This window comes from Microlunatus capsulatus, assembly GCF_017876495.1.
Classification (GTDB): domain Bacteria; phylum Actinomycetota; class Actinomycetes; order Propionibacteriales; family Propionibacteriaceae; genus Microlunatus; species Microlunatus capsulatus.
In genome coordinates, this window is sequence record NZ_JAGIOB010000001.1 from 3708747 (window position 1) to 3732079 (window position 23333).

The 23333-nt window shown below is 74.4% G+C and carries 22 protein-coding genes and 1 pseudogene; 8 read left to right on the top strand and 15 right to left on the bottom strand.

Annotation, left to right across the window (positions count from 1 at the left end; genetic code table 11):
• Positions 1–51 precede the first annotated feature (51 nt).
• From cphA to JOF54_RS17255, 3 genes are all read right to left on the bottom strand, one after another.
• Positions 52–2889, bottom strand: coding sequence for a cyanophycin synthetase (gene cphA, locus JOF54_RS17245; RefSeq protein ID WP_210058032.1), 2838 nt, complete (start codon positions 2887–2889; stop codon positions 52–54).
• 85 nt (positions 2890–2974) lie between these two features.
• The gene (locus tag JOF54_RS17250; protein ID WP_210058034.1) at positions 2975–3922 is read right to left on the bottom strand and encodes a cyanophycinase; all 948 of its coding nucleotides are present in this window, start codon (positions 3920–3922) and stop codon (positions 2975–2977) included.
• Between the two features lie 102 nt (positions 3923–4024).
• Positions 4025–4735 carry an Rv1486c family protein gene (locus JOF54_RS17255; protein WP_210058036.1) on the bottom strand — a complete coding sequence of 237 codons (711 nt, stop codon included), beginning with the start codon at positions 4733–4735 and terminating at the stop codon, positions 4025–4027.
• A 97-nt stretch (positions 4736–4832) separates the two neighbouring features.
• On the opposite strand from JOF54_RS17255, the gene JOF54_RS17260 reads away from it, so the two are divergent.
• The 4 genes and pseudogenes from JOF54_RS17260 to JOF54_RS17275 all read left to right on the top strand — a co-directional run bounded on the left by JOF54_RS17260 (position 4833) and on the right by JOF54_RS17275 (position 8190).
• Positions 4833–5615: an ABC transporter ATP-binding protein gene (locus JOF54_RS17260; protein WP_210058038.1), complete on the top strand. Its 783-nt coding sequence runs from the start codon at positions 4833–4835 to the stop codon at positions 5613–5615.
• Between the two features lie 99 nt (positions 5616–5714).
• Positions 5715–6191, top strand: coding sequence for an NfeD family protein (locus JOF54_RS17265; protein ID WP_307804318.1), 477 nt, complete (start codon positions 5715–5717; stop codon positions 6189–6191).
• A 55-nt stretch (positions 6192–6246) separates the two neighbouring features.
• Positions 6247–7428 carry an SPFH domain-containing protein gene (locus JOF54_RS17270; RefSeq protein ID WP_210058040.1) on the top strand — a complete coding sequence of 394 codons (1182 nt, stop codon included), beginning with the start codon at positions 6247–6249 and terminating at the stop codon, positions 7426–7428.
• Positions 7429–8190, top strand: a pseudogene (locus tag JOF54_RS17275) (sulfite exporter TauE/SafE family protein). It begins immediately after the preceding gene.
• On the opposite strand, the gene JOF54_RS17280 reads toward JOF54_RS17275, so the two are convergent.
• The 3 genes from JOF54_RS17280 to JOF54_RS17290 are packed head-to-tail and all read right to left on the bottom strand — an operon-like array spanning position 8174 to position 9902.
• Positions 8174–8719, bottom strand: coding sequence for a YbaK/EbsC family protein (locus JOF54_RS17280; protein WP_210058042.1), 546 nt, complete (start codon positions 8717–8719; stop codon positions 8174–8176). The pseudogene JOF54_RS17275 and the gene JOF54_RS17280 overlap by 17 nt on opposite strands.
• Positions 8720–8745: 26 nt before the next feature.
• Positions 8746–9303, bottom strand: a complete 558-nt coding sequence (locus JOF54_RS17285; RefSeq protein WP_210058045.1) for a hypothetical protein — start codon at positions 9301–9303, stop codon at positions 8746–8748.
• On the bottom strand, positions 9300–9902 hold the full coding sequence (locus JOF54_RS17290; protein ID WP_210058047.1) for a hypothetical protein: 603 nt from the start codon (positions 9900–9902) through the stop codon (positions 9300–9302). The genes JOF54_RS17285 and JOF54_RS17290 overlap by 4 nt, the downstream gene beginning before the upstream one ends.
• A gap of 100 nt (positions 9903–10002) precedes the next feature.
• Between JOF54_RS17290 and JOF54_RS17295 the strand changes: the two genes are divergently transcribed.
• Positions 10003–10488, top strand: a complete 486-nt coding sequence (locus JOF54_RS17295; protein WP_210058050.1) for a precorrin-2 dehydrogenase/sirohydrochlorin ferrochelatase family protein — start codon at positions 10003–10005, stop codon at positions 10486–10488.
• Position 10489: 1 nt separating this feature from the next.
• Positions 10490–11368, top strand: a complete 879-nt coding sequence (locus tag JOF54_RS17300; RefSeq protein ID WP_210058051.1) for a TrmH family RNA methyltransferase — start codon at positions 10490–10492, stop codon at positions 11366–11368.
• Here the strand turns inward: JOF54_RS17300 and def are convergent.
• On the bottom strand, positions 11305–11907 hold the full coding sequence (gene def, locus JOF54_RS17305; protein WP_210058053.1) for a peptide deformylase: 603 nt from the start codon (positions 11905–11907) through the stop codon (positions 11305–11307). The genes JOF54_RS17300 and def overlap by 64 nt on opposite strands.
• Before the next feature lie 9 nt (positions 11908–11916).
• The gene (locus JOF54_RS17310) at positions 11917–12999 is read right to left on the bottom strand and encodes a lactonase family protein (RefSeq protein ID WP_210058055.1); all 1083 of its coding nucleotides are present in this window, start codon (positions 12997–12999) and stop codon (positions 11917–11919) included.
• Positions 13000–13104: 105 nt separating this feature from the next.
• Between JOF54_RS17310 and JOF54_RS17315 the strand changes: the two genes are divergently transcribed.
• The gene (locus tag JOF54_RS17315) at positions 13105–14151 is read left to right on the top strand and encodes a tyrosine recombinase XerC (RefSeq protein ID WP_307804319.1); all 1047 of its coding nucleotides are present in this window, start codon (positions 13105–13107) and stop codon (positions 14149–14151) included.
• Positions 14152–14168: 17 nt separating this feature from the next.
• On the opposite strand, the gene JOF54_RS17320 is transcribed toward JOF54_RS17315, so the two are convergent.
• Positions 14169–15185: a peptidoglycan DD-metalloendopeptidase family protein gene (locus JOF54_RS17320; protein WP_210058057.1), complete on the bottom strand. Its 1017-nt coding sequence runs from the start codon at positions 15183–15185 to the stop codon at positions 14169–14171.
• Positions 15186–15303: 118 nt separating this feature from the next.
• Here JOF54_RS17320 and JOF54_RS17325 point away from each other — a divergent pair, with 118 nt between their 5' ends.
• The gene (locus JOF54_RS17325) at positions 15304–16056 is read left to right on the top strand and encodes a metallophosphoesterase family protein (RefSeq protein WP_210058059.1); all 753 of its coding nucleotides are present in this window, start codon (positions 15304–15306) and stop codon (positions 16054–16056) included.
• A gap of 52 nt (positions 16057–16108) precedes the next feature.
• On the opposite strand, the gene JOF54_RS17330 is transcribed toward JOF54_RS17325, so the two are convergent.
• The 6 genes from JOF54_RS17330 to JOF54_RS17355 all read right to left on the bottom strand — a co-directional run bounded on the left by JOF54_RS17330 (position 16109) and on the right by JOF54_RS17355 (position 23272).
• The gene (locus JOF54_RS17330; protein ID WP_210058061.1) at positions 16109–17053 is read right to left on the bottom strand and encodes a glycoside hydrolase family 43 protein; all 945 of its coding nucleotides are present in this window, start codon (positions 17051–17053) and stop codon (positions 16109–16111) included.
• Positions 17054–17172: 119 nt separating this feature from the next.
• The gene (locus JOF54_RS17335) at positions 17173–18072 is read right to left on the bottom strand and encodes a carbohydrate ABC transporter permease (protein WP_307804321.1); all 900 of its coding nucleotides are present in this window, start codon (positions 18070–18072) and stop codon (positions 17173–17175) included.
• Positions 18069–19031 carry a carbohydrate ABC transporter permease gene (locus tag JOF54_RS17340; protein WP_210058064.1) on the bottom strand — a complete coding sequence of 321 codons (963 nt, stop codon included), beginning with the start codon at positions 19029–19031 and terminating at the stop codon, positions 18069–18071. Before JOF54_RS17340 ends, JOF54_RS17335 begins: the two co-directional genes overlap by 4 nt.
• Complete coding sequence (locus tag JOF54_RS17345; RefSeq protein ID WP_210058066.1) at positions 19031–20404, bottom strand: ABC transporter substrate-binding protein; 1374 nt, start codon at positions 20402–20404, stop codon at positions 19031–19033. The genes JOF54_RS17340 and JOF54_RS17345 overlap by 1 nt, the downstream gene beginning before the upstream one ends.
• Positions 20405–20590: 186 nt before the next feature.
• Positions 20591–22120, bottom strand: coding sequence for an arabinosylfuranosidase ArfA (gene arfA / locus JOF54_RS17350; protein WP_210058068.1), 1530 nt, complete (start codon positions 22118–22120; stop codon positions 20591–20593).
• 156 nt (positions 22121–22276) lie between these two features.
• Positions 22277–23272, bottom strand: a complete 996-nt coding sequence (locus JOF54_RS17355) for a LacI family DNA-binding transcriptional regulator (protein WP_210058070.1) — start codon at positions 23270–23272, stop codon at positions 22277–22279.
• Between the last annotated feature and the right edge of the window lie 61 nt (positions 23273–23333).

The following is a 23333-nucleotide window of genomic DNA, read 5'->3' on the forward strand; positions in this document are numbered from 1 at the left end:
TGACGACACCCCGTCGCAGCGCTGCTGCGGCGGGGTGTCGTGCGTCTGCGGTCAGGGGAGGGTGAGCGTCTCCTCGGGCTCGACCGTGGTGGCGGCCGGGGAGAAGTCCGGGTCGCCGACCCGGGCGACGCCGGAGGCGGGCTCGCCGTCGCCCCGGGCGCCGGGCTGGGCCTGGCGGCCGTAGGACTCCAGCTCGGCCATCACCACGGCGTGCTGGTCGACGCAGATGACGATCAGGTCGCCGGGGTTGGAGCGGGCGATGGCGTGCCGGGTGGCCTCGATCTCGTCCAGCACCGTCTCCAGCTGCCGGCAGCGGGCGCCGGCGTCCATGGCCGTGCGCACGCCCTCGGCCACCAGCGCGGCCACCTCGCCGCGGGCGCGGCCCCGCAGCTGGGCGTCCTCGCGGACCACGACGACGTCGAAGTGCCGGGCGGCGATGGCGCCGAGCTCGCGCATGTCGTCGTCGCGGCGGTCGCCGGCGGTGGCGATGACGCCGATCCGCTGGACCTTGCCGAGGTCGCTGGCGCCGGCCAGCTGGTCGGCGGTCTTGTCGACGAAGTCCCCGAGCATGGTCATGCCCGGCGCGTTGTGGCAGTAGTCGACGATCACCGTGCGGCCCTCCACCGGCACCTCGTTGAGGCGGCCCGGGGAGAGGTAGTAGTTCGTCGAGAACGAGCGCAGGCCCTGGCGGATGTCGTGCAGCGACGCGCCGGCGGCGAAGGCCGCGGCGGCCGCGGCCATGGCGTTCTGGACGTTCATGGTGGCCCGGCCCCCGAACGTCGAGGGCAGCAGGTGCGTCCAGGCCAGCTGCATGGCCCGGCGCCCCTCCTTGACCACGATCATGTCGCCGAGGTCGCTGTGCTCGAGGACGACGGCGCGGCCGCCGCGGCGGCACTGGTCGTCGACCGACTCGCGGATCTCGCTGCCCGGCTCGGCCATGGTGAACCACACCACCCGGCCCGAGCACTTGCGGCGCATCGCCCGGACCAGCGGGTCGTCGGCGTTGAGGACCGCGAAACCGCTGCGGGGCACCGCCTCCACGACGACGGCCTTGACGTCGGCCAGCTGCTCGACCGTGTCGATGCCGCGCAGGCCCAGGTGGTCCGGCTGCACGTTGAGGACGACGCCGACGTCGTTGCGCTCGTAGCCCAGGCCCTCGCGCAGGATGCCGCCGCGGGCGACCTCGAAGACGGCGAAGTCCACGCGGGGGTTCTGCAGCACCATCTTGGCCGAGCGCGGCCCCGAGGCGTCGGCCCGGATGATCAGCCGCTCGTCGACGACGACGCCGTCGGTCGAGGTCATCCCGACCTTCTTGCCGATGCCCTTGAAGATGTGCGCGATCATCCGCGAGGTCGTCGTCTTGCCGTTCGTGCCGGTCACCGCGACGATCGGGATGCGGCTGGGGGTGCCCGGCGGGAAGAGCATGTCGACGACGGGCTTGGCCACGTACTGCGGGTCGCCCACGGTCGGGTGGGTGTGCATGCGGAAGCCCGGGGCGGCGTTGACCTCGCAGATCGCCCCGCCGGTCTCGCGGACCGGCTGGGTGATGTCGGGGGCGATGAAGTCGATGCCGGCGATGTCCAGGCCGACGACGCGGGCGGCCTCCTCGGCGATCTCGATGTTCTCCGGGTGCGCCTCGAAGGTGCGGTCGATGGAGATCCCGCCGGTCGACATGTTGCCGGTCAGCGTCAGCTTGACGGTGGTCCCGGCGGGCGGCACGTCGTCCATCGCCAGGCCCTGCTCGGTCACCAGCGCCACCGCGGCGTCGTCGACCTTGATCCGGGTCAGCACCTTCTCGTGGCCGACGCCGCGGCGCGGGTCGGCGTTCGTCCGCTCGACGAGCTCGGCCACCGTGGCCGTGCCGTCGCCGACGACGTGCGCCGGCACCCGCTCGGCGATGGCCGCGATGCGGCCGCCGATGACCAGGCAGCGGTAGTCCCGCCCGGTGATGTAGCTCTCGACGATCACCCAACCGCCGCGCGACTCCTCCTTCGCCGTGGGGAAGGCGGCGCGGACGGCGTCGGCGTCGGCCAGGTCCAGCATCACGCCGCGGCCGTGGTTGCCGTCCAGCGGCTTGAGGACGACGGGGTAGCCCGTCCGCTCGGCCAGCCGGACCGCCTCGTCGACGGTGCGCACCGACTGCGAACGGGGGACCGGCAGGCCCGCCGAGCCCAGCAGGGTGAGCGTCAGCTCCTTGTTGCCGGCGATGTCGACGGCGATCGAGGAGGTCTTCGACGTCATGGTGGCGCGGATCCGCTGCTGGTGGACGCCCTGGCCCAGCTGCACCAGCGAGGACGTGTTGAGCCGCAGCCACGGGATGTCCCGGCTCACCGCCTCGTCGACGATCGCCTGGGTGGAGGGCCCGAAGGCCGTCCGCTCGCCGCGGACGATGAAGTGCTCCAGCTCGGCCTCGAAGTCGAACTCCGGGTCGTGCTCGACGAGGTCGTTGACCAGCCGGACGGCCAGCTCGCCCGCCGCCAGGCCGACGTTCTCGTCGGCGTAGGCGTAGATGACGTTGTAGCGCCCGCGCTCGCCGCGGACCTGGCGGGTCTTGCCGCGCCGCATGTCGTGGCCGACCGACTGCTGCAGCTGCAGGGCGACGTGCTCGGCGACGTGGCCGACCCAGGTGCCCTCGTGCAGGCGCTCGACGAAGCCGCCGCGGCGGCCGCGGCTGCAGCTGTGCGAGGCCAGCCCTGGCAGCCGCTCGACCAGGCCGTCGGCGAAGCCGGGCAGCAGGTTCGTCGGGAAGTCCTCCAGCACGCCGAGGTCGACGACCAGCTGGATCGCCGGCTCGTAGTGCCAGACGTTGGGGCCGCGGTAGACGCGGCTGGACAGGATCCGCAGGTCCGGACGCGGGGACGGGCTGGTGGGCCCGGGCTCGGACGTCACAGGGCAACTCCTCACGAGGTCGGCTGCGCTGATCCTCGCACCTGCCGCCCCCGGGCCGCGCCGCCGACCGCGGCGGCGGGCGGGGCTAGGCCTGCCCGCGCCGCACGTGCCGGCGGTAGTTCGTCGGCGAGACGCCCTCGGCCGCGATCTCGACGGCCAGCTGCCGCAGGTCCGCCTCGGCGGCCCGCGTCTCCTGCACCTCGACGTCGGCCACGGCGGTGTGGTGGCCGATGAGCGTACGGGTGGTGAGGTCGAAGCTGCTGCCGGCGGGCAGCACGTGCAGCGCCGCCCCGGAGACGAGCAGCGGGGCCGTCGGCTGCGCGGTGTAGGCGTTGGAGACCAGGTGCCGGCCGTCGACCAGGGTGACCGCGCCGCGGCCGACCACCTCCAGCCGGGTGCCGTCGCTGACCACGGCGGCGGTGTCCTCGTCCACGCCGATGCCCAGCAGCGAGGGGGACTGGGCGACGAGGCTGAGGAGGCGGCCGTAGCGGTTGCGCTGGGCGAAGTGCTGGTCGACGACGGCCCCGCGGAGCAGCCCGAGGCCCACCGAGAGCTGGCTCATCCGCTGCCGCGGGGTGGAGCCGGCGCCGCCGAAGGCGATCATGTGCTCGGCCAGGATGCTGGCCCCGGCCGAGGTGCCGCCGACGACCGCGCCCCGCTGGTGCGCCGCCACCACCGCGTCGCCGAAGACGGTGCCGGTGATGAAGGCGCTCAGCTTCAGCTGGTTGCCGCCGGTCATGAAGACGCCCGTGACGTCGGCCAGCGGGGCGGCGACGGCGGGGTCCTGGGCCTCGGCCCGGCTCTCGGGGCGCAGCGCCACCACCTCGCCGGCGCCGAGCGAGGCGAACACGGCGCGGTACACCTCGATCACCTCGGGGCCCAGCGAGGAGGCGGTGGGGACGACGGCGATCCGGGCGTCGGCCCCGCCGGCCGCGGCCACGAAGGCGCGGAGGACCGTGCGGCGGCGCAGCTTCGCCTCGGCGCCGCCGATCGCGAAGAGGGTGCCGACGGAGGTGGGGGACGGGTCCGGCATGGGCCCCAGGCTACGGGGCGCCGACGCCCCGGCCGGGGCGGCCACGGCGGGCGGACGGCCGTCGGGAGACCGGCGGCCGCTCCGCCGGCGGGCAGGTCGTGGTCAGCGCTGCATCCAGGTGACCGCGGAGCAGAGGGCGTCGGCGGCCGCGCGGCGCAGGCGGCGCAGCTCCCGGGCGCGGACCTCGGCCTCGTGCACGCTGATCGCCCCGCCGTCGTCGGCCAGGGCCACGTCGCAGGCCACGAGCAGCCGGGCGGCGCGGTCGGCGGCCAGCCGCTGCCGGGGGCTGTAGCCGGGCGCCAGCACCGCGCCGGTGTCCTCGGGCCGGCTGCCGCCCGCCACGCCCAGCCGGGTCAGCGTCTCGGCCGCGCTCAGCACGGTCTCGCCGAGGGCCCGCTCGGCGTCGTAGGAGCTGGGCGGGGACGCCGGCCGCTCGGCCCGGTGGACGCGCCACTGCACGCCGCGCCCGACGACGTGGGGGACCAGGGCCAGCCCGCCGCCCGCGGCGACGACGGCCTCGCCGGCCTCGACCGCCGCCAGGTTCAGCGGCGCCGGGCCGCGCAGCGGGGTCAGCGCGCCGGGCACGGGGAGGGCGAGCACCCAGTGCTCCGGCTCGCGCGCGGCGAGGGCGGGCAGAGCGGCCGACAGCGGGGTGGCGGCGAGCGGGTCGAGGCCCAGCAGGTCGTCGGGGTCGACGACGTGGTGGGCGACGTCACCGGCCACCACGGCGGCGACGGCCTCGGGCACGCCGACCTGGAAGCGGAGGACGGCGTTGAGGTTGGCCGTCAGCCGCAGCGAGGGGAGCGACTGCACCGGACCACCGTACGTGCGGCCCCGGCGCGCCGGGGTCCGCACCGGCGCGGGCGGACGGCGCTCCGCCCCCGCGGCGGCGTTCGCTAGGTTGGTCGTCATGTCAGCAGTCGTGGACCTCGCCGGCGTCAGCATCGTCCGCGGGGGCGCGACGCTGCTGGACGACGTGGACTGGACCGTGGACGAGGCCGACCGCTGGGTGGTCATCGGTCCCAACGGGGCCGGCAAGACGACGTTGCTCCAGGTGCTCGCCGCCCAGATCCACCCCTCCAGCGGCGTCGCCGGGCTGCTCGGGGAGGTGCTGGGCACCGTCGACGTCTTCGAGCTGCGGCCGCGCATCGGGATCACCTCGGCCGTCCTGGCCGAGCGGGTGCCGCGCGGGGAGCGGGTGCACGACGTCGTCGTCTCGGCCTCCTACGCCGTGGTGGGCCGCTGGCGCGAGGAGTACGACGCCCTCGACCACGAGCGCGCCGACGAGCTGCTGGCCTCCCTGCACATCGACCAGCTCGCCGACCGCACCTTCGGCACCCTCAGCGAGGGCGAGCGCAAGCGCGTCCAGATCGCCCGCGCGCTGATGACCGACCCCGAGCTGCTGCTGCTCGACGAGCCGGCCGCCGGGCTGGACCTCACCGGCCGGGAGTCGCTGGTGCGCACGCTCAGCGAGCTGGCCACCGACCCGCACGCGCCCGCCTCGGTGCTGGTCACCCACCACGTCGAGGAGATCCCCGTCGGCATCACCCACGCACTGCTCCTGAAGCACGGGCGGGTGGTCGCCGCGGGCCCGCTGCGCGAGACGCTGACCGCGGAGAACCTCACCGCGACGTTCGACCTGCCGCTGGCCCTCACCGAGACCGACGGACGCTGGGCCGCCCGTGCCGTCTAGCAGGGGCGGGTCCCGCGCCGGGTCCGGTCCGGGCCTTCGGCGGTCTGGCAGCATGGGGGCAGGCCCGCCGCCGGTCGACCCGACCGCGGGAGGCGCACCGTGGAGGTGAACTTGACCGACTGGCTGGGTGACCACGCCTGGGCGATCTGGCTGAGCCTCGCGTTCCTGCTGGCCGTGGCCGAGATCGTCTCGCTGGACCTCGTGCTGATCATGCTCGCGGTCGGCGCCCTCGCGGGCGCCGGCGTCGCGGTGGCCGCGCCCGACCTCTGGTGGCTGCAGGTCCTCGTCGCCTCCGGCGTCAGCGTGGGGATGCTGGCGCTGCTGCGCCCGACCCTCATCGACCGGGTCCGGAGCATGCCCGGCTACCGCTCCTCGACGGCCAAGATGGTCGGCAGCTCCGGCGTCGCCGTGTCCCAGATCGACCGCGCGGGCGGGGAGATCAAGGTGGACGGGCAGAGCTGGTCGGCCCGCCCCTACGCCTCCGACCTCGTCATCGACGCGGGCACCGAGATCGAGGTCTACGAGATCGACGGGGCCATCGCCGTCGTCTACCCCAAGTACGACGCCCTGCCCTGAGCGCGGGGCAGACTGGAGGTCCACCCGGCTGCGGGTGGGCTAGGAGGACAGACCCGTGGACCCCACGACCCTGATCGTCAGCCTCGTCATCGCGCTGGCGGCGATCTTCATCCTCGCCAACTCGATCAAGATCATCCGCCAGCAGCGGGTGGGCGTGGTCGAGCGGCTGGGCAAGTTCAACCGCACCCTGGAGTCCGGTCCGCACCTGCTGGTGCCGGTGCTCGACAAGGTGCGCATCAACCTCGACATGCGCGAGACCGTCGTCCCGTTCCCGCCGCAGGGCGTGATCACCGAGGACAACCTGATGGTGAGCATCGACTCGGTCATCTACTTCCAGGTGATCGACCCGGTCCGCGCCGCCTACGAGGCGCAGGACTACATCAAGGCGATCGAGCAGCTGACCATGACCACGCTGCGCAACATCATCGGCGGGCTCGACCTCGAGCAGACCCTGACCAGCCGCGAGGAGATCAACCAGAAGCTGCGCCTCGTCCTCGACGAGGCCACCGGCAAGTGGGGGATCAAGGTCAACCGCGTCGAGCTGCGGGCCATCGAGCCGCCCGCCACCATCCGCGACGCCATGGAGAAGGGTGCCCGCGCCGAGCGCGACAAGCGCGCCTCGATCCTCATCGCCGAGGGCCAGCGCCAGTCGCAGATCCTCGCCGCCGGCGGTGAGAAGGAGTCCGCGATCCTGCGGGCCCAGGGTGACCGCGAGGCCGCCGTGCTGCGCGCGCAGGCCGACCGGCAGGCCCAGATGCTGCGGGCCGAGGGCGAGGCGCAGGCCATCAGCACCGTCTTCGGCGCGATCCACGCCGGCCAGCCCGACCAGGCGCTGCTGGCGTACCAGTACATGCAGATGCTGCCGAACCTGGCCAAGGGTGACGCCAACAAGGTCTGGATCGTGCCGAGCGAGCTGAACGACGCCCTCAAGGGCCTGGGCAGCGCTGTCGGCGAGATCACCTCCGGCATCCCGGCCAGCGCGAAGGGCGAGTTCAGCGCGCCGCCGAAGATCGACGTGCAGGCCGAGATCAGCAAGCAGAACGCGGCCGAGGCCGCCGCGTCCGAGCGGACCATGCAGGAGGCCATCGCAGCGGCCCAGCAGCTGGAGAAGGGCTCCGCCGCGGGCAAGCCGGCCCTGTCCACCCGGCCCGAGGCCATCGAGGCGGCCACCAGCGGCTTCGAGAAGCCGGCCGCCGAGGACAGCGTCCCGGCCGGGCCGGAGCCCGAGCTGCGCTAGGTGGAGTGGTGGCAGCTGCTGCTCGTCGCCCTCGTCGGGGCGGCGGCCGGCCTCATCAACACGGTGGTCGGCAGCGGCACCCTCATCACCTTCCCCACCCTGCTGGCCCTCGGCATGCCGCCGGTGCTGGCGAACGTCTCGAACTGCATCGGCCTGGCCCCGGGCTCCTTCGCCGGGGCCCTGGCCGGCCGCCAGGAGCTGGTCGGGCAGCGGGCGCGGGTGCTGCGCTACGGCTCGGCCTCGCTGCTCGGCGCGGTCGTCGGCGCCCTGCTGCTGCTGCGGCTGCCGTCGGCGGCCTTCGACGCCATCGTCCCCGTCCTCATCGGGATCGGGCTGGTGCTCGTGGTCGTCGGGCCGGCCCTGTCGCGCCGGGTGGCGGCGCGGCGTGAGCGTCTCGGCCAGACCGCCGACGGGCGCGGCCCGCTGTGGCTGTGGCCCGTGGTCGTGGTCACGGGCGCCTACGGCGGCTACTTCGGCGCCGCCTAGGGCGTCCTGGTCATCGCGGTCATGGGCGTGGCGCTCAGCGAGACGCTGGCGCGGGTCAACGCCCTGAAGAACGTGCTGACCGGGATCGCCAACGGCGTCGCCGGGGTGGTGTTCATCCTGATCTCCGAGGTCGACTGGACCGTCGTCGCGCTGCTCGCCGTCGGCTCGGTGCTCGGCGCCCAGGTCGGGGCGCGGGTGGGCCGCCGGCTGCCGCCGAAGGTCTACCGCGTGGTGATCGTCGTCGGCCTCGCGGCGATCGTCAACCTGCTGCGCTGACCGCCAGGGCCAGCACCTCCGCGCCGGGCAGCCGGGCCAGGTCCTCGCCGCGGACGGCGAGCTTGCCGCCCCGGGTGCCGCTGCCGACCACCACCCAGCCGGCCCCGGCGACGCCGGCGTCGACCAGCAGCGGCCAGTCCGCCGGCAGGCCGACCGGGGTGATCCCGCCGTGGGCCATGCCGGTGCGGCTCACCGCCTCCTCCATCGGCGCGAAGGAGATCTTGCGGACGTCGAGGTGCCGGCGGACCACCTTGTTGACGTCGGCCCGGTCGGTGGCCAGCACCAGGCATGCGGCCAGCGTCGTCTCCTCGCCCCGCCGGCCCGCGACGACGACGCAGTTGGCCGAGGCGGCCAGCGGTACGTCGTAGGTGGCGCAGAAGGCGGCGGTGTCGGCGAGGTCGGCGTCGATCGGGGCCACGAACCAGCCGGGCCCGGCGTCCGCGAGCGCCGCGGCCACCGGGGCGGCGAGCAGGTCGGGCCGGTCGAGGGCCGGGCGCCAGTCGAGGGTGCCGAGAGCGGGGCTGTCCACGGGGCCAGCCTAGGCAGGCCCGCCGCTCAGGTGAGGACCAGGACGGTGCCGGCGCAGACCGCGGCCCAGCCCAGGCTGGTGAAGGTGCCGACGATGAAGCGCTCGACGGCGCCGGTGGCCGGGCTGGCCCGCAGCTCGGGGTAGCGCGCGAACGCCTTGACGGCCACGACCGCGGCCAGCCCCGCCGGCCAGCCGGCGACGACCACCGCGGTCAGCGCCAGCCGTTCGAGCGCGCCGATCCAGGTGCCGCCGCGCAGGACGGTGCGCTGCACCCGCGGGCCGCCGGTCCGGGTGGAGGCGTCGGCCAGCGCCAGCACGCAGCTGGTCACCACCCCGCCGCACAGCAGCGAGGCGGCGCAGGCGAGGACGACCGCGAACCACGACCACGGGGCGGGCAGCGGGCTGCCCAGCGCCCCGAGCAGGGCGACGGCCCCGGTGCCCAGCACCTCCGCGGCCAGCACGCCCACCAGGGCCGGCGTCCGGGTCAGCCGGGGCCGGCGGCGCCCCGGGTCCCGCCAGGCGAGGACGCTGAGCGCGGTCAGCACCAGCCAGAGCAGGGCGGCCAGCCCGGTCAGCAGCGTCACGGCCGGCCGCCGGCGACGACTTCAGCCCGGGCCAGCAGCCGCGCCAGGGTGGGCAGCGTCCGCTGCTCCAGCGCCCAGCCCGCGGCCCGCAGCCGCTGGCCGACGGCCTGCCGGGTGACGCCGAGGCGCTCGGCGACCTCGGCCTGCTGGCCGCTGGCCGCCATCGCGTCGACCGCCTCCCAGCCGGCGTCGGTCCGGCGCTCGCGGAGGTCGGCGAGGAGCTGCAGCACGACGGCCGCGTCCTCGGCCTCGGCGGGCGCGTCCGGGGCGACGACGTGCACGAGGCCCGGCGCCCGCTTGGCGAGCTCGACGGCGCGGCGGGCGGCGAGGAACGCCGTCCCGCGGGCCGCCCGGGGGTCGTCGGGCAACGGCTCCTCCACGGCGCCGATGCCGAGGCCGACGTGCCAGGTCCTGCTGCGCATGAGCGTCAGGATGGCATCGACCACCGACACCGGGTCCTCCAGCACACCCTGGAACTCGTCCCCGACGGTGCGGGTGAACGGGAGCCGGGGGCGCAGCGGGGCCAGGGCCTCCGTCGTCGACGGCACGAGGTCGGGATGACGGCGGGAGCCGGCCTGGTCGACGGTGAGCACGAACACCGGGCAAGTCTAGAGCCTTGCGCACGCACGACGAAAGACTTCAGGCTTGACGGGCCTGGACGGCGGCCCGAGCGGCGGGGGCGTGGGTCATCATGGACCTGTGGACAGCGACGGCGGGCTCGCGGCCCCCTACCTGACCGGCCTGCGGCTGACCGGCCGGCGGGTCGTCGTGGTGGGCGGCGGCCAGGTCGCCAGCCGGCGGCTGCCCCGGCTGGTCGAGGCCGGTGCCCGCGTCTGCGTCGTGGCCCCGACCGTCAGCCCCGCCCTGGCCCGGGCCGCCGAGGCGGGGGAGCTGACGTGGTGGCCGCGGACCTTCCGCACCGGCGACCTCGAGGGGGCCTGGTACGTGCTCGCCGCCACCGACGACGCGGAGGCCAACCGGGCCGTCTCGGCCGAGGCGGAGCGGCTGCGGGTGTTCTGCGTCCGGGCCGACCGCGCCGAGGAGGCCACGGCCTGGACCCCGGCCACCGGCGAGGTCGACGGCGTGCAGGTCGCCGTGCTCGCGGGCCGGCGCCCGCGCGAGGCGGCCAGGGTCCGCGACCTGCTCGTCGGGGTGCTGGACCGGCTCCGGCGACGGGCGGCCTGAGGTGCCGCTCGTCCCCGTCGAGCGCGCCGACGACGACCGGCTGGCCGACTACGTCCGGCTGCGCGAGACGTCGCTGCGCCGCTCGCTCGAGTCCGCGCAGGGGCTGTTCATCGCCGAGGGGGAGAAGGTCATCCGGCGGGCCGTCGAGGCCGGCTACCGGCCGCGGTCCTTCCTGCTGGCGCCGCGCTGGCTGGACAGCCTGCAGGACGTCCTGGAGCGCTGGCCGGACGTGCCGGTGCACGTGGTCAGCGAGCAGCTGGCCGAGGAGGTCACCGGCTTCCACGTGCACCGCGGGGCGCTGGCGTCGCTGCACCGCGAGCAGCGGCACGACGTCGCCGACCTGCTGGCCCGCGAGCGGCTGGTCGTCTGCGAGGACGTCGTCGACCACACCAACGTCGGGGCCCTGCTCCGCAACGCCGCCGGCCTCGGCTGGGACGGCGTCCTGCTCTCACCGCGGGCGGCGGACCCGCTCTACCGGCGCGCCGTCAAGGTCAGCATGGGGGCCGTCTTCTCGTTGCCCTGGGCGCGGCTGCCCGACTGGCACGCCGCTCCGGCGCAGCTGGCCGACGCCGGCTTCACCACGCTCGCGCTGACCCTGGCGCCCGACGCCGTCGACCTCGCCGAGGTGGCCGCCGACCTGGCCCGGACGCCGCGGAAGGTCGCGGTGCTGCTGGGCACCGAGGGCGCCGGGCTGTCGGAGCGCTGGAGCAGCCAGGCCACCACCCGCGTCACCATCCCGATGGCCGCGGGCATCGACTCGCTCAACGTCGCCGCGGCCGCGGCGATCGCCTGCTACGTGCTGGGCCAGGGCCCGCGTCAGTCCTCGTCGTCCTCGTCGTCGTCGCGCACCCGCGGCGAGACCGGCCAGTCGTCGGGGTAGCCGTCGGCGCGGTCCTCGTGCAGCCGGTACAGCTTCTTGCGGGCGCGGCCCGAGAGCCGGTCCCCGAAGACCGTGCCGTTGAGGTGGTCGGTCTCGTGCTGCAGGCAGCGCGACAGCAGCCCGGTGCCGGTGACCTCGACCGGGTTCCCCTCGACGTCCTGACCGCGGCAGACGGCGTGGTCGGGCCGGGCCAGCTCGATGTAGGCGCCCGGCAGGGACAGGCAGCCCTCGTCGGCGGCCTCGAGCACGCGGTCCTTGCCCTCGGGCAGCTCGACGACCGGGTTGCAGATGACCCCGGAGTGCCGGACGTGGTCGTCGTCGGGGCAGTCGAACACGAACACCGCCAGGTCGACGCCGACCTGGGTGGCGGCCAGCCCGACCCCCTCCGCGGCGTACATGGTGGCGAACATGTCGGCCACCAGGCTCTGGAGGCGGTCGTCGAACTCGGTCACCGGCCGGGTGCGCGCGTGCATGACGGGCTCACCCCACCGGGCGATCGGCAGCACGGTGCCGCCGGTCGTCACGTCGGTAGTGGTCACCGGCCCAGGTTATCCATCGACGCCCGCGGGTCCCAGCAGGATGCAGGCCGGCGCCGGGGTGGCGAGGAGGAGGACCGGCTCGCCCTCGCCGTCCCCACCGCCGTCGCCCCCGCCGTCGTCACCGCCGCGGCGCAGCACGGTGACGACGTCGTCGGTCTGGTTCGCCACCCACAGCAGGTCGTCGCTGACGACGAGGTCCCGGGGCCAGCGGCCGCCGCCCGAGCGCTCCTCGAGCAGTCGCAGCGTGCCGGCCTCGGCGTCCAGCGCGAACGTCGCGACGGTGCCCGGTCCGCGGTTGGCCACCAGCACGGTGTCGCCATCGGCGCGCAGGGCGGACGGGTAGAGCTCGCCGTCGCCGGTGGTGGCCGTGCAGGGCACCCGGTCCACCTCGGTCCAGCCGCCGTCGGAGGCGCGACGGCCCAGCCAGAGCTCCCCGCTGAGCTCGGTGGCGACGACGAGGTGGTCCCCGAGCACGACGAGGTGCCGAGGTCCCGAGCCGGCCGGCAGCGGCACGGCGGGGCCGGCCTCCTGGAGGTCGCCGTCGGCCCCGACGCGGAGCCGGAGGACCTGGTCGGTGCCGAGGTCGGCCACCAGCACCTCGTCGCCGTCGACGACGACCTGGTGCGCGTGCGGGCTCTCCTGCCGCTCGGCGTCGGGCCCGGAGCCCTCGGAGCGCCAGAAGCCGGTCCGCGCGGCGAGCCGGCCGTCGTCACCGACGGGGACGCAGCACACGGTGCCCGAGCCGTAGTCGGCCACCAGCACGTGCCGGCCGTCGGCGGTGAGGGCGACGTGGCAGCTCCCGCTGCCGCCGGTGGCCTGCGTGGAGAGCAGGGTCAGCCCGCCGTCGTCCTCCAGCCGCACGCTGCTCACCTGGCCGTCCTCGGCCTCGCCGACCACGAACAGCCAGGGCTGTTCGGGGTGGGCCACGAGGTAGGTGGGGCTCGGCAGCGCCAGGGAGCCGACGACGGCCAGCCCGTCGCCGTCCGGGCCGGGGCGCAGCGAGGTGAGCCCGACGGCGTCCCCGTCCGGCCCGGGGGTGTAGCCGCCGATGACGACCTGACCGGGGAGCGTGGTCCCCACCGCGGGCTGCATCGCCCCTGGATACCACAGCTCCTGCGCCGCACCGGGGGTCGCGGGTCCGCAGGGACGGGCGGAGTGGCGGCTTGCCCGGACCGGCGGGCCGGGCGAGGGTGAGACGTGACCACCCAGGACCCGAGCGCCGCCGACGGCGAGGAGCCCCTGGGCGCCGGGTTCCGCGCGCTGGTGGAGGACTACGGCCGCCACCTGCGGCTGCAGCGCGAGCTGTCCGCGCACACCGTCCGCGCCTACACCGGCGACGTCACCGGGCTGCTGCGCCACCTCCAGCGGCTGGGGCTGACGTCCCTGGACGCCGTCACCGTCCGGTCGCTGCGCAGCTGGTTGGCCCGGGAGCAGACCCGCGGCCAGGCCCGGTCCACCCTGCAGCGGCGCTCGGCCGCCGTCCGGGTGTTCTTCACCTGGGCCCAGGGCACCGGACGGGTGCCGACCAACCCCGCCGCCGGCCTGCGGTCGCCCCGCAAGGAGCGGTCGCTGCCGCCCCACCTGGCCCGGGCCGAGGCCGCCGCGATGCTCGACGCCGCCCGGCCGCAGCCCACCCCGGCCGCGCCGGACCCGCCCACCGCGACCACCGCCGCCGCGGACCCCGAGACCCCACCGCCGGGCCCCGCCGACGCCGCCCCGCCGCGGACGGATGACCCGGCGCTCGGGCTGCGCGACCTCGCCCTGCTCGAGGTGCTGTACGCGACAGGGGTGCGGGTCGCCGAGCTGTGCGGGCTGGACCTGGACGACGTCGACACCGAGCGGCGGCTGGTCCGGGTCGTAGGGAAGGGTGACAAGGAGCGTTCCGTGCCCGTCGGCCTGCCCGCCCTGCGGGCCGTCGAGCGCTACCTCGCCGAGGGCCGCCCGGCGCTGGCCACCCCTGCCTCGGGACCGGCCGTGTTCCTGGGCAGCCGGGGCGGCCGGGTGGACCCCCGCGTCGTCCGCCGGGTGGTGCACACCGCCCTCGGCCGGGTGGACGGCGCCCCCGACCTCGGCCCCCACGGCCTGCGGCACGCCATGGCCACCCACCTGCTGGAGGGCGGGGCCGACCTGCGCAGCGTCCAGGAGATGCTGGGCCACGCCTCGCTGGCGACGACGCAGATCTACACCCACGTCACCGACGAGCGGCTGCGCGAGGCCTTCGCCCGTGCCCACCCCCGCGCCTGAGCCGCGGCGTCCTGCCGTCACAGGGTGAACCACCGGCGCGGGTCGGCGAGCCGGCCGCCGAGCCAGACCTGCAGGTGCAGGTGGCACCCCGTGGAGTAGCCGGTGCTGCCGACCTGGCCCAGCAGCTGCCCCCGCACCACCCGCTGGCCGGGCCGCACGACGTAGCGCGACGCGTGGTTGTACCCGGTCCGCACGGCGACCCCGTCGACCCGGCCGTGCTCCAGCAGCAGCCGGTTCCCGTAGCCGCCGGCCGGCCCGACAGCCGTCACCACTCCGTCCGCGGGTGCCCGGACGGGGGAGCCGCAGGCGGCGCCCAGGTCGGTCCCGTCGTGCAGCTTCCACACGTGCAGCACGGGGTGCAGCCGCAGCCCGAACGGTGAGGTCACCGCGCCGGCCGCCGGCCGGGCGAAGCCGTGCGCGCCGCCGGGGAGGGCCACCCAGCCGGCCCCCAGCCCGGCCGTCGACGCCTCGCCCAGCCGGGCGCGCTCCGCCGCGGCCTCGGCCACGCCGGCTCGGCGGTCCGCCGCGACCAGGGCCACCCCGTCGCCGGCCCGCAGCGTCCGCAGCGGGTCCAGGTAGTCCTCGCCGCTGCGCAGGCCCCAGTGCAGGCACGGCTCCCGGCAGTGGGAGCCGGTGGTGAGGACACCGAGCGGGTCGCCGGCCGCCACCACGTCGCCGGCCACCACCTGGGCGGCGACCGGCTCGTAGGTGGTCCGCAGCCCGCCCGTGTCCACGCTGACGACGTCCCGCCCGGCCACGAGCCCGGCGAAGGCCACCCGCCCGGGCAGCGCCGCCAGGACCGGCGTGCCGACCCGGGCGGCGAGGTCGGCGCCCCGGTGCCCCGGTCCGTAGCGGTGGGCCGGGGCCTCGAACGGGCGCAGCACCCGCGGGGCACCCGCGAGCGGCCAGCCGCCGCCCGGCACCGCCGGCTCCCGCGGGGCGCCCGCCGCCGGCTGGGCGCGGCCCAGCAGGGCGGCCAGCACGAGCAGCACGGCGGTGACGAGAGCGGCCCGCCCGGCCGCGGTGGTCCTCACGACGTCTCTCCCATGACGGCACCCTCCGGAGGCGGGACCGGTCCCGGCCGTCCAGGTCCGACCCTGTGGACGACCGGCGGCGGCTCCCGCCGCCTGGGGACGGTCGTAGGGTCGGGACGTGCCTGCCAGCGTCGCCGTTCTGTCCGACGTGCACGGGGTGCTGCCCGTGCTCGACGCCGTGCTGGCCGAGCCGGACGTGCGCGCGGCCGACCGGGTGGTGGTGACCGGGGACCACGCCGCCGGCCCGATGCCGGTGGAGGTGCTCGACCGGCTCACCGGCCTCGGGTCGCGGGTCCTGCTGGTCCGCGGCAACGCCGACCGCGAGCTGGTCGCGCTGGCCCGCGGCGGCACCGCCCCCTACCCGGAGTCGGTCTGGGCGGCCGGGCAGCTCCGGCCCGACCAGGTGGAGCTCCTGGACGGCCTGCCGCACCCGGTGCGGCTCGAGGTGGACGGCTTCGGCCCCGTCGTGTTCTGCCACGGCACCCCCCGCGACGACGAGGAGGTCGTCCTCGTCGACACCCGGCTCGAGCGCTGGGCGGAGGCCTTCGCCGGGCTGGCGGCCGACGAGCGGACCGTCGTCTGCGGCCACACCCACATGCCGTTCGTCCGCCTCGTCGACCGGCGGCTGGTGGTGAACCCGGGCAGCGTCGGCATGCCCTACGGGCGGCCCGGGGGTGCGTGGGCGCTGCTCCGCGGGGGACAGGTGAGCCTGCGGCACACCCCGGTGGACCTGGACGCGGCGGTGGCGGCGGTGGTGGCCGGCTCGAGCTACCCCGACCGGGCGGCCTGGGCCGCTGAGTACCTCCGGGCCACCGCCAGCGACGCCGACGCGCTCCGGGCCTTCGGACCGCGGGACGGCCGCCCCGTCTGAGCCGTGACCGGGGTGTTCGTCCGGCCCGCGGTCACGGCTCAGGCCGGACGGGTCACAGCGGGCGCGGCTGCTCGGTCCAGGTGGGACCGGGGGTGCGCGGCTCGCCGTCCTCCCACAGCAGGGGGTCGATGCAGAGGCAGCGGCGGGTCATCGTCTCGTCCCAGGCGTGGTAGACGAGCACGTCGTGCCCGGCCGGGGTGGTGACCACGCTGTTGTGCCCCGGCCCGCGCACGTGCCCGGGCACCGTGGCCAGCAGCCGCCCCGCACCCGCGGGCTCGGTCCAGGGCCCGAGGGGGTGGTCGGCGTGCGCCCAGGCCACGCCGTAGCCCTCGCCGAGGTAGGAGCCGCCGGAGTAGAGCAGGTGGTAGCGCCCGTCGTGGCGGCGGACGACCGGCCCCTCGAGGGTGTGCCAGTCGCTGACCCGGCCGTGCAGGGAGCGCTGCCGCTGGAAGATCTGCCAGTCCGCCGTCGGCTCCAGCACGGACCGCCCGGGCCCGGCCAGCGCGGTCATCCCGTCCAGCTCCGCCACCGCGAGGTGGGTGCCGACCCGGGCGGCGTCCAGCACGTCGCGGGCGTAGTAGAGGTACCAGCGGCCGTCGACGTCGCGGAAGGGGTGCGGGTCGATGGCGAACACCTCGTCGGGGGTGAGGTCGACGCCGCAGTCGACGAAGGGCCCCAGCGGGGACCCGGCCGAGGCCACCCGCAGCGAGTGCCCGCGGTCCTCGAAGCCGACGGAGTAGTACATCCACCAGCGGCCCTCCGCGGCGACGACCTCTGGCGCCCAGTAGTCGCTGCCCTGCTCCGGCGGCAGCGGCTGCAGGGCCCCGCCGACGGAGGACCAGCTGACCAGGTCGGTGGACGTCAGCACCCGGAAGGCGCGGCCGTCGACCCAGGGGCCCGTGCCGTAGGCGACGTAGCGGTCCTCCCAGCGCAGCACGAAGGGGTCGGCGAAGTACTCGGGCCACACCGGGTTGGTGTAGGTCCGCCGCCGCGTCACGGCTGCTCCGGGGGAGCGGGTGGGGTGGCGCCCATCGGGGCCTCCGTCGGGGTCGGGGAGCAGCGGACCGCCGGCCCCGTGGGGAGCCGGCGGTCCGGTGCTGCAGGTGGGGTGGTGGGTCAGCCCTTGAGGCCGCTGGTGGCGACGCCCTCGATGACGTAGCGCTGCACGAAGATGTACAGGATCATCACCGGGATCGAGGCGATGGTCGCGCCCGCCATCACCACGGGGTAGTCGATGTTGTACGACCCCTGGAGGGTGGCCAGCCCGGCCGGCAGGGTGAGCCGTTCCGGGGAGAACAGCACGAACACCGGCCAGATGAAGTCGTTCCAGTTGCCGAGGAACGTCAGCGTGCCCAGCGTCACCAGCGCCGGCTTGGAGATCGGCAGCACGATCCGGGTGAGGATGTGCCACGTGTTGGCCCCGTCGATCAGGGCGCTCTCCTCGAGCTCCTTCGGCATGGCCAGGAAGAACTGGCGCAGGAAGAAGACGCTGAACGCCCCGGCCGCGCCCGGCACGATCAGGGCCAGCAGCGTGTCCAGCCAGCCCAGCCGGCTCATCAGCAGGTAGTTGGGCATCAGGAAGATGAAGGACGGGACCAGCAGCGTCGCGATGATGACGCTGAAGATCAGGTTCCGCCCGCGGAACTCCATCCGGGCCAGCGGGTAGGCCGCCAGCGCCGCCACGACGATGACCAGGAACGCGTGCGCCGTGGCCGCCAGCAGGGAGTTCAGCGCCCACTGGAGCACCGGGTTCTCGGCGTCGGCGAAGATCAGCTCGTAGGCCCGCAGTGTGAACCGCTCCGGGATGATCGAGATCGGGATCCGCCGGGCGTCGTCCACCGGGCGCACCGAGGTCAGGTACATCCACAGGATGGGGACGACGAAGACCAGGGCGAGCAGCACGATCCCGACCCAGAAGATCGGCCCGTTGCGGTGCTGGTTGTAGGCCTTGCGGTGCTTGCGGTCCTCGGTCTTCGGGGCGTCGACGTCGACGGCCGGGTCCTGCAGGGTCGTCACTTCGGGTTCCTCTCGCGCAGCGCCAGGAAGATGATCACGGAGACGAGACCGAGGAAGACCGCGAGCACGTAGCTCATGGCCGAGGCGGTCCCCATCTTGAAGTTCCGCAGGCCCTCCTCGGTCATCACCATGATCGCGGTGCGGGTGCTGTCACCCGGTCCGCCCTTGGTCACCAGGTAGGACTGGCCGAACATGTTGGCGCTGGCCAGCACCGTCGTGGTGATCGTGAAGACGAGCACGTTGCGCAGCCCGGGGATCGTGATGTGCACGAACTTCCCCCAGCCGCCCGCGCCGTCCAGCGAGGCCGCCTCGTAGTTCTGCTGCGGGATCTCCTGCAGCCCGGCGAGGTAGATGACGGTGTTGAAGCCGAGCGTCCACCACACCGTCATGCCGACCAGCGCCACCCAGGCCCAGGGCTGGGTCTGCGCCCAGCCGACCGGCGGGATGCCGAAGAGCCCGAGGAACCCGTTGACCAGGCCGAACTGCGCGTCCAGCAGGTAGGTGAACAGCACGCCGATGACGGCGATGCCCAGCACGAACGGCGCGAAAATCACCGCCCGGAAGAACGAGCGGCCCTTGAACCGCCGGTTCAGCATGATCGCGATGCCGAGCGGGATCAGCACCAGGAACGGCACGCTGGCCACGGTGAAGATCGCCGTCGCCCGCATGCCGTGCCAGAAGTCCTGGAAGATCACCGACGACGGGTCGGTCAGGTCGACGTAGTTCTGCAGGCCGACGAAGGGCTTCTGCGGCAGCATGAAGTCCCAGTCGTGCAGGCTGATCCAGATGCCGTAGACCGCCGGGCCCAGCACGAACATGCACAGCAGGATCAGGTACGGGGCGCACATCACGTACGGCGTCAGCGGGTGGTGCAACCGCAGCTTCCCGGCGCCGCGGGCACCACCCGCCCCCGGCAACGACGCGGTCGTCGCCGGGGCCGGAGTGGTGGTGGTGCTCATCAGCCGTACTTCTTCTTGTTGGCGGCCAGGATCTTGTTCGCCCGCTCGGCCGCCTGGCCCAGGGCGTCGGCGACGGGCTGCTTGCCCAGCATCGCGCTGCTGACCGCCTGGTTGTACTCGGTGAAGACGTCGGTGACGCCGGGGACCGAGGGCACGAAGCGGATGTAGTCGAGCTCCTTGGCGAACTCGGTGACGGGGCCCTTCGAAGCGAACTCGGGGGACTCGCGCACCTCGTTGCGAGCGGGCACCATGCCGGCGTCGGCCCAGCCCAGCGACTGCTGGGAGATCCAGTTGACGAAGACACGGCTGGCGATGGCCTTGTTCTCGTCGGCCTTGATCTGGCGGGGGAGCACGAACTGGTGCGAGCCGGCCCAGGTGACCTGCTGGCCGCCGACGTTCGGCACCGGCGAGGCGCCCCACTCCAGGCCCTTGACCGCGTCCATCGGCGTCGTCATCCAGGGGCCGTTGAACATGAAGGCCGACTTGCCGTTGCTGATGGAGACGAAGTCCCCGTCGCCGGCGGCGTTCTTCGGGCTGTAGCCCTGGTCGATGAGGTCCTTGAACCACTGGATGGCCTTGACGCCCGGCTCCTCGGCCCAGCCGACGGTGAGGCCGTCGTCGTTGACCATCTTGCCGCCGAACTGGTAGGTCAGCATGTGCGCGGTCGGGCCGTTGTAGACGCTGAGCGCCGAGGTCCACATGCCCTGGATGCCCTTGGACTTCAGGGTCTCCAGCTGGGTCATCAGCTCGTCGCCGGTGGTCGGCGGCTTCGTCGGGTCGAGGCCCGCTTTCTCCATCACGGTCTTGTTGTAGAAGAAGCCGGCGGGGTGGATGTCCAGCGGGATGCCGTAGCGCTGGCCGTTGTAGAGGCCGCCGTTCCAGGCGAGCGGGGCGAAGTCGGCCTCGGTCAGGTTGAGCGCCGTCGCGACGTCGTCGAGGGGGTCGATGACCCGGCGGGCGGCGTTCGTGCCCAGGTCGTCGTTGTGCATGATGCCGATGTTCGGCGCCTTGCCGTTGCTGACCGCCGCCGGCACCTTCTGGAAGAACTCCGCCCACGCGATCGCGGTCATGGTGACCTTGATGTTGGGGTGCTCCTTGTTGAAGTTGGAGACCAGCTTCCGCATGATCGGCCCGTCACCGCCGGTGAGGCCGTTCCAGTAGGCCAGCTCGACGTTGGGGCCGTCGTAGCCCTGCGACCCGCCGCCGCCGGCGACCGACTGCTGGGTACCGGGGGCACCCGCCGAGCCGGGGCTGCAGCCCGCGAGGCCGGCGGCCACGGCCGTGCCGAGTGCTCCGCCGAGGAGTCCTCGTCGGGTGATGGCGCTCCCCGCGAAGGAGCCTCCGGTACCTGCTGCGCTGAACGTCTTTGTCATGGCGTGGTCCTTCCGGTGTGGTGGGTGGTGAGCGCCTGCCGGTGCCCGCCTCGCGGTGAGGACGGGTCGCCCGGGCAGGGGTCGAGCGGGATGGTGCGGTCAGTCGGGCGGACGTGGGTGTGGCGATCGTCACACACGCCCGCCGTCCGCGGGAGGGAGGCTCGCCCCCGGGTCGTCGCCGACATCTCAGCCGCGGGCGGCGTCGAGCTCGAAGACGGTCCAGGACAGCGCCGGGAGGGTCGCGGTGAGCCGGCCGGCGTCGACCGCGTGGTCGTCGAAGGCCACCGGGGCGACGGCCCCGTGGTCCTCGAGGTTGGTGGTGTGGCGGTCCTGGTCGCCGCGGGCGTGCAGGGTGGTGGCGGCCAGCACGCGGGTGCTGCCCAGGCCCCGGAGGTCCACGTCGAGCGTGGCGCTCTCGGTCAGGCTGCGGTTGGCGACGAAGAGCGCCGCGCGGCCGGTCTCGGCGTCGTGGGTGGCGGCCGCGTCGACGACCGGGACGTCGGTGTAGGTGGGGGAGTCGTAGAGGTCGCTGCTGGCGACGACCTGGATGATCTGCCCCGTCGCCAGCCGGCGGACCTGCTCGAAGGGGTGGGCGATGGTCTGCAGCCAGGCCTCCCCGCCCTCCTCGGAGCGGATCAGGCCGATGACGTTGACCAGCTGGGCCTGGTTGGCGATGGTGACGCGGTCGCCGTGCCGCAGCAGGGAGTTGAGCAGCGTGCCCACCACCACGGCGTCGGTGACGGTGTACTCGTCCTCGATCAGCCGCGGGTTCGCGCGCCACTCGGCCGTCTTCGGCTTGGGCCCGTCGCCGTTGAAGCGGCTCTGGTACCAGACGTTCCACTCGTCGAAGGAGAGGTTGAGCGTCTTCGTGTGCCGGCCGCGGGCCTTCACGGCGTCGGCGGTGGCGACCACGCTGTCGATGAAGTAGTCCATGTCCACCGCGGAGGCGAGGAAGCTCAGCGGGTCGTCGTCGCGCTCCTCGTAGTAGGCGTGGCAGGAGACGTAGTCGACCGTGTCGTAGCAGAGCTCGAGGACCTCGGACTCCCAGCGCCCGAAGGTCGGCATCCGGGAGTTGGACGAGCCGCAGGCCACCAGCTCGATCTCGGAGTCGATGAGCCGCATCGCCTTGCCGGTCTCGTTGGCGAGCCGGCCGTACTCGGCCGGGGTCTTGTGCCCGACCTGCCACGGCCCGTCCATCTCGTTGCCCAGGCACCACAGCTTGTAGTCGAAGGGCTGCTGCGCGCCGTTGGCGATCCGCCGGTCCGACCAGTAGGTGCCGCCGGGGTGGTTGGTGTACTCCAGGAGGTCGCAGGCCTCCTGGAGGCCGCGGGTGCCGAGGTTGACCGCCATCATCACCTCGGTGCCGGCCTTCTGGGCCCAGGCGTCGAACTCGTGCAGGCCGAACTGGTTGGTCTCGACCGAGTGCCAGGCGAGGTCGAGCCGGCGGGGCCGGTCCTCGCGGGGCCCGATGCCGTCCTCCCAGCGGTAGTTGGAGACGAAGTTGCCACCGGGGTAGCGGACGACGGTGGGGCCGACCCGGCGGGTCAGCTCCAGGACGTCGGTGCGCAGGCCCTGGTCGTCGGCGCTCGGGTGGCCGGGTTCGTAGATCCCGGTGTAGACGCACCGGCCCATGTGCTCGACGAACGAGCCGAAGAGCCGGCGGGGGACGGGGGCGATGCTGAAGGCCGCGTCCAGGACGAGTCGTGCAGCGGGCATGAGGGGGCGTTTCTCCTCGGGTCGACGATGACGGAGGTGGAGCGTCGTGTGGTGCCAGCCGGCCGGTGCCCCTGGGGCCCCGGTGACGTGGGGAGGACGTTACATCGTTGTACTAGCGCCGACAAGAGAAACGCTCGATCGTTTCCCAGCCGTTTCTCAGCGTGCCCGGGTGCTCGCGCGGCGCACCACGCGGTGCGGCAGCACGGTGCTCGTGGCGGGGTGCCCGGGGTCGTTGATGCGCCGCGCCAGCAGGTCGAGCGCGGCCTCGGCCACCGCCCGCCTGTCGAAGTGCACGGTGGTCAGCGGGGGCACGGTGAACGCCGCCTCGGGGATGTCGTCGTAGCCGACCACCGAGACGTCGTCGGGCACCCGGTGGCCGTCGGCCCACAGGGCGCTGAGCACGCCCATCGCCAGGGTGTCGGTGCAGCAGACCAGCGCGTCGGGCAGCGGGTGCCGGGCCAGGTGGGCGCGCACGCCGTCGGCCCCGGCCGCGGAGGTCCACCCGTGCACCGGGATCTCCAGCTCCGGGTCCAGCGGCAGCCCCGCCTCCGTGAGCGCCTCGCGGTAGCCCTGCCGCCGCAGCTGGTAGCTGGCCGAGGGCATCCCGCCCAGCAGCGCGATCCGGCGGTGCCCCTCCTGGACGAGCAGCCCGGTCAGCTCGCGCAGCGCCGCCACGTTGTCGGTCCACAGGTGGTCGACGGCGGGCTGCTCGACCTCCCCGATCATCACCACCGGCGGCAGCGAGATCCCCGGCTGGACGGCGGAGGTCTCGCGCAGCACCGGGTTGAGCACGAGCCCGTCGATGAGGTGGGAGCGGGCGCGGGAGAGCAGCTGGGCCTCCCGCTCGACGCTGCCCGCCGACTCCTCGATCTGCACCGTCAACCCGCGGACGGCACCCGCCTGCACGAACGCACGGGTGATCGAGGCGGAGTAGGGGGTGCTGAGGTCCGGCAGCGCCACCGCGATGACCCCGGTCCGCCCGTTGCGCAGGCCGCGGGCCGACAGGTTCGGCACGTAGTCCAGCTCGCGCAGGGCGTCCTCGACCCGCTGACGGGTCTCCGGGCTGACCGGGAACGTCCCGTTGACGACGTTCGACACCGTCTTCGGCGAGACCTGGGCCCGGCGCGCGACGTCGCGGACCGTTGCTCGCATGGGCGGAGGTTAACCGCGCCCGACCCGGTGCGGCAACGACGCTGCGCCGTGCGGCGCGCCC

Excerpts from the sequence above, each read along its gene's own strand:
- JOF54_RS17260 (WP_210058038.1), top strand. The coding sequence starts at position 4,833 with ATGTCAGCAGTCGTGGACCTCGCCGGCGTCAGCATCGTCCGCGGGGGC.
- JOF54_RS17345 (WP_210058066.1), bottom strand. The coding sequence starts at position 20,404 with ATGACAAAGACGTTCAGCGCAGCAGGTACCGGAGGCTCCTTCGCGGGG.
- JOF54_RS17355 (WP_210058070.1), bottom strand. The coding sequence starts at position 23,272 with ATGCGAGCAACGGTCCGCGACGTCGCGCGCCGGGCCCAGGTCTCGCCG.
- JOF54_RS17340 (WP_210058064.1), bottom strand. The coding sequence starts at position 19,031 with ATGAGCACCACCACCACTCCGGCCCCGGCGACGACCGCGTCGTTGCCG.
- JOF54_RS17250 (WP_210058034.1), bottom strand. The coding sequence starts at position 3,922 with ATGCCGGACCCGTCCCCCACCTCCGTCGGCACCCTCTTCGCGATCGGC.
- JOF54_RS17310 (WP_210058055.1), bottom strand. The coding sequence starts at position 12,999 with ATGCAGCCCGCGGTGGGGACCACGCTCCCCGGTCAGGTCGTCATCGGC.
- arfA (WP_210058068.1), bottom strand. The coding sequence starts at position 22,120 with ATGCCCGCTGCACGACTCGTCCTGGACGCGGCCTTCAGCATCGCCCCC.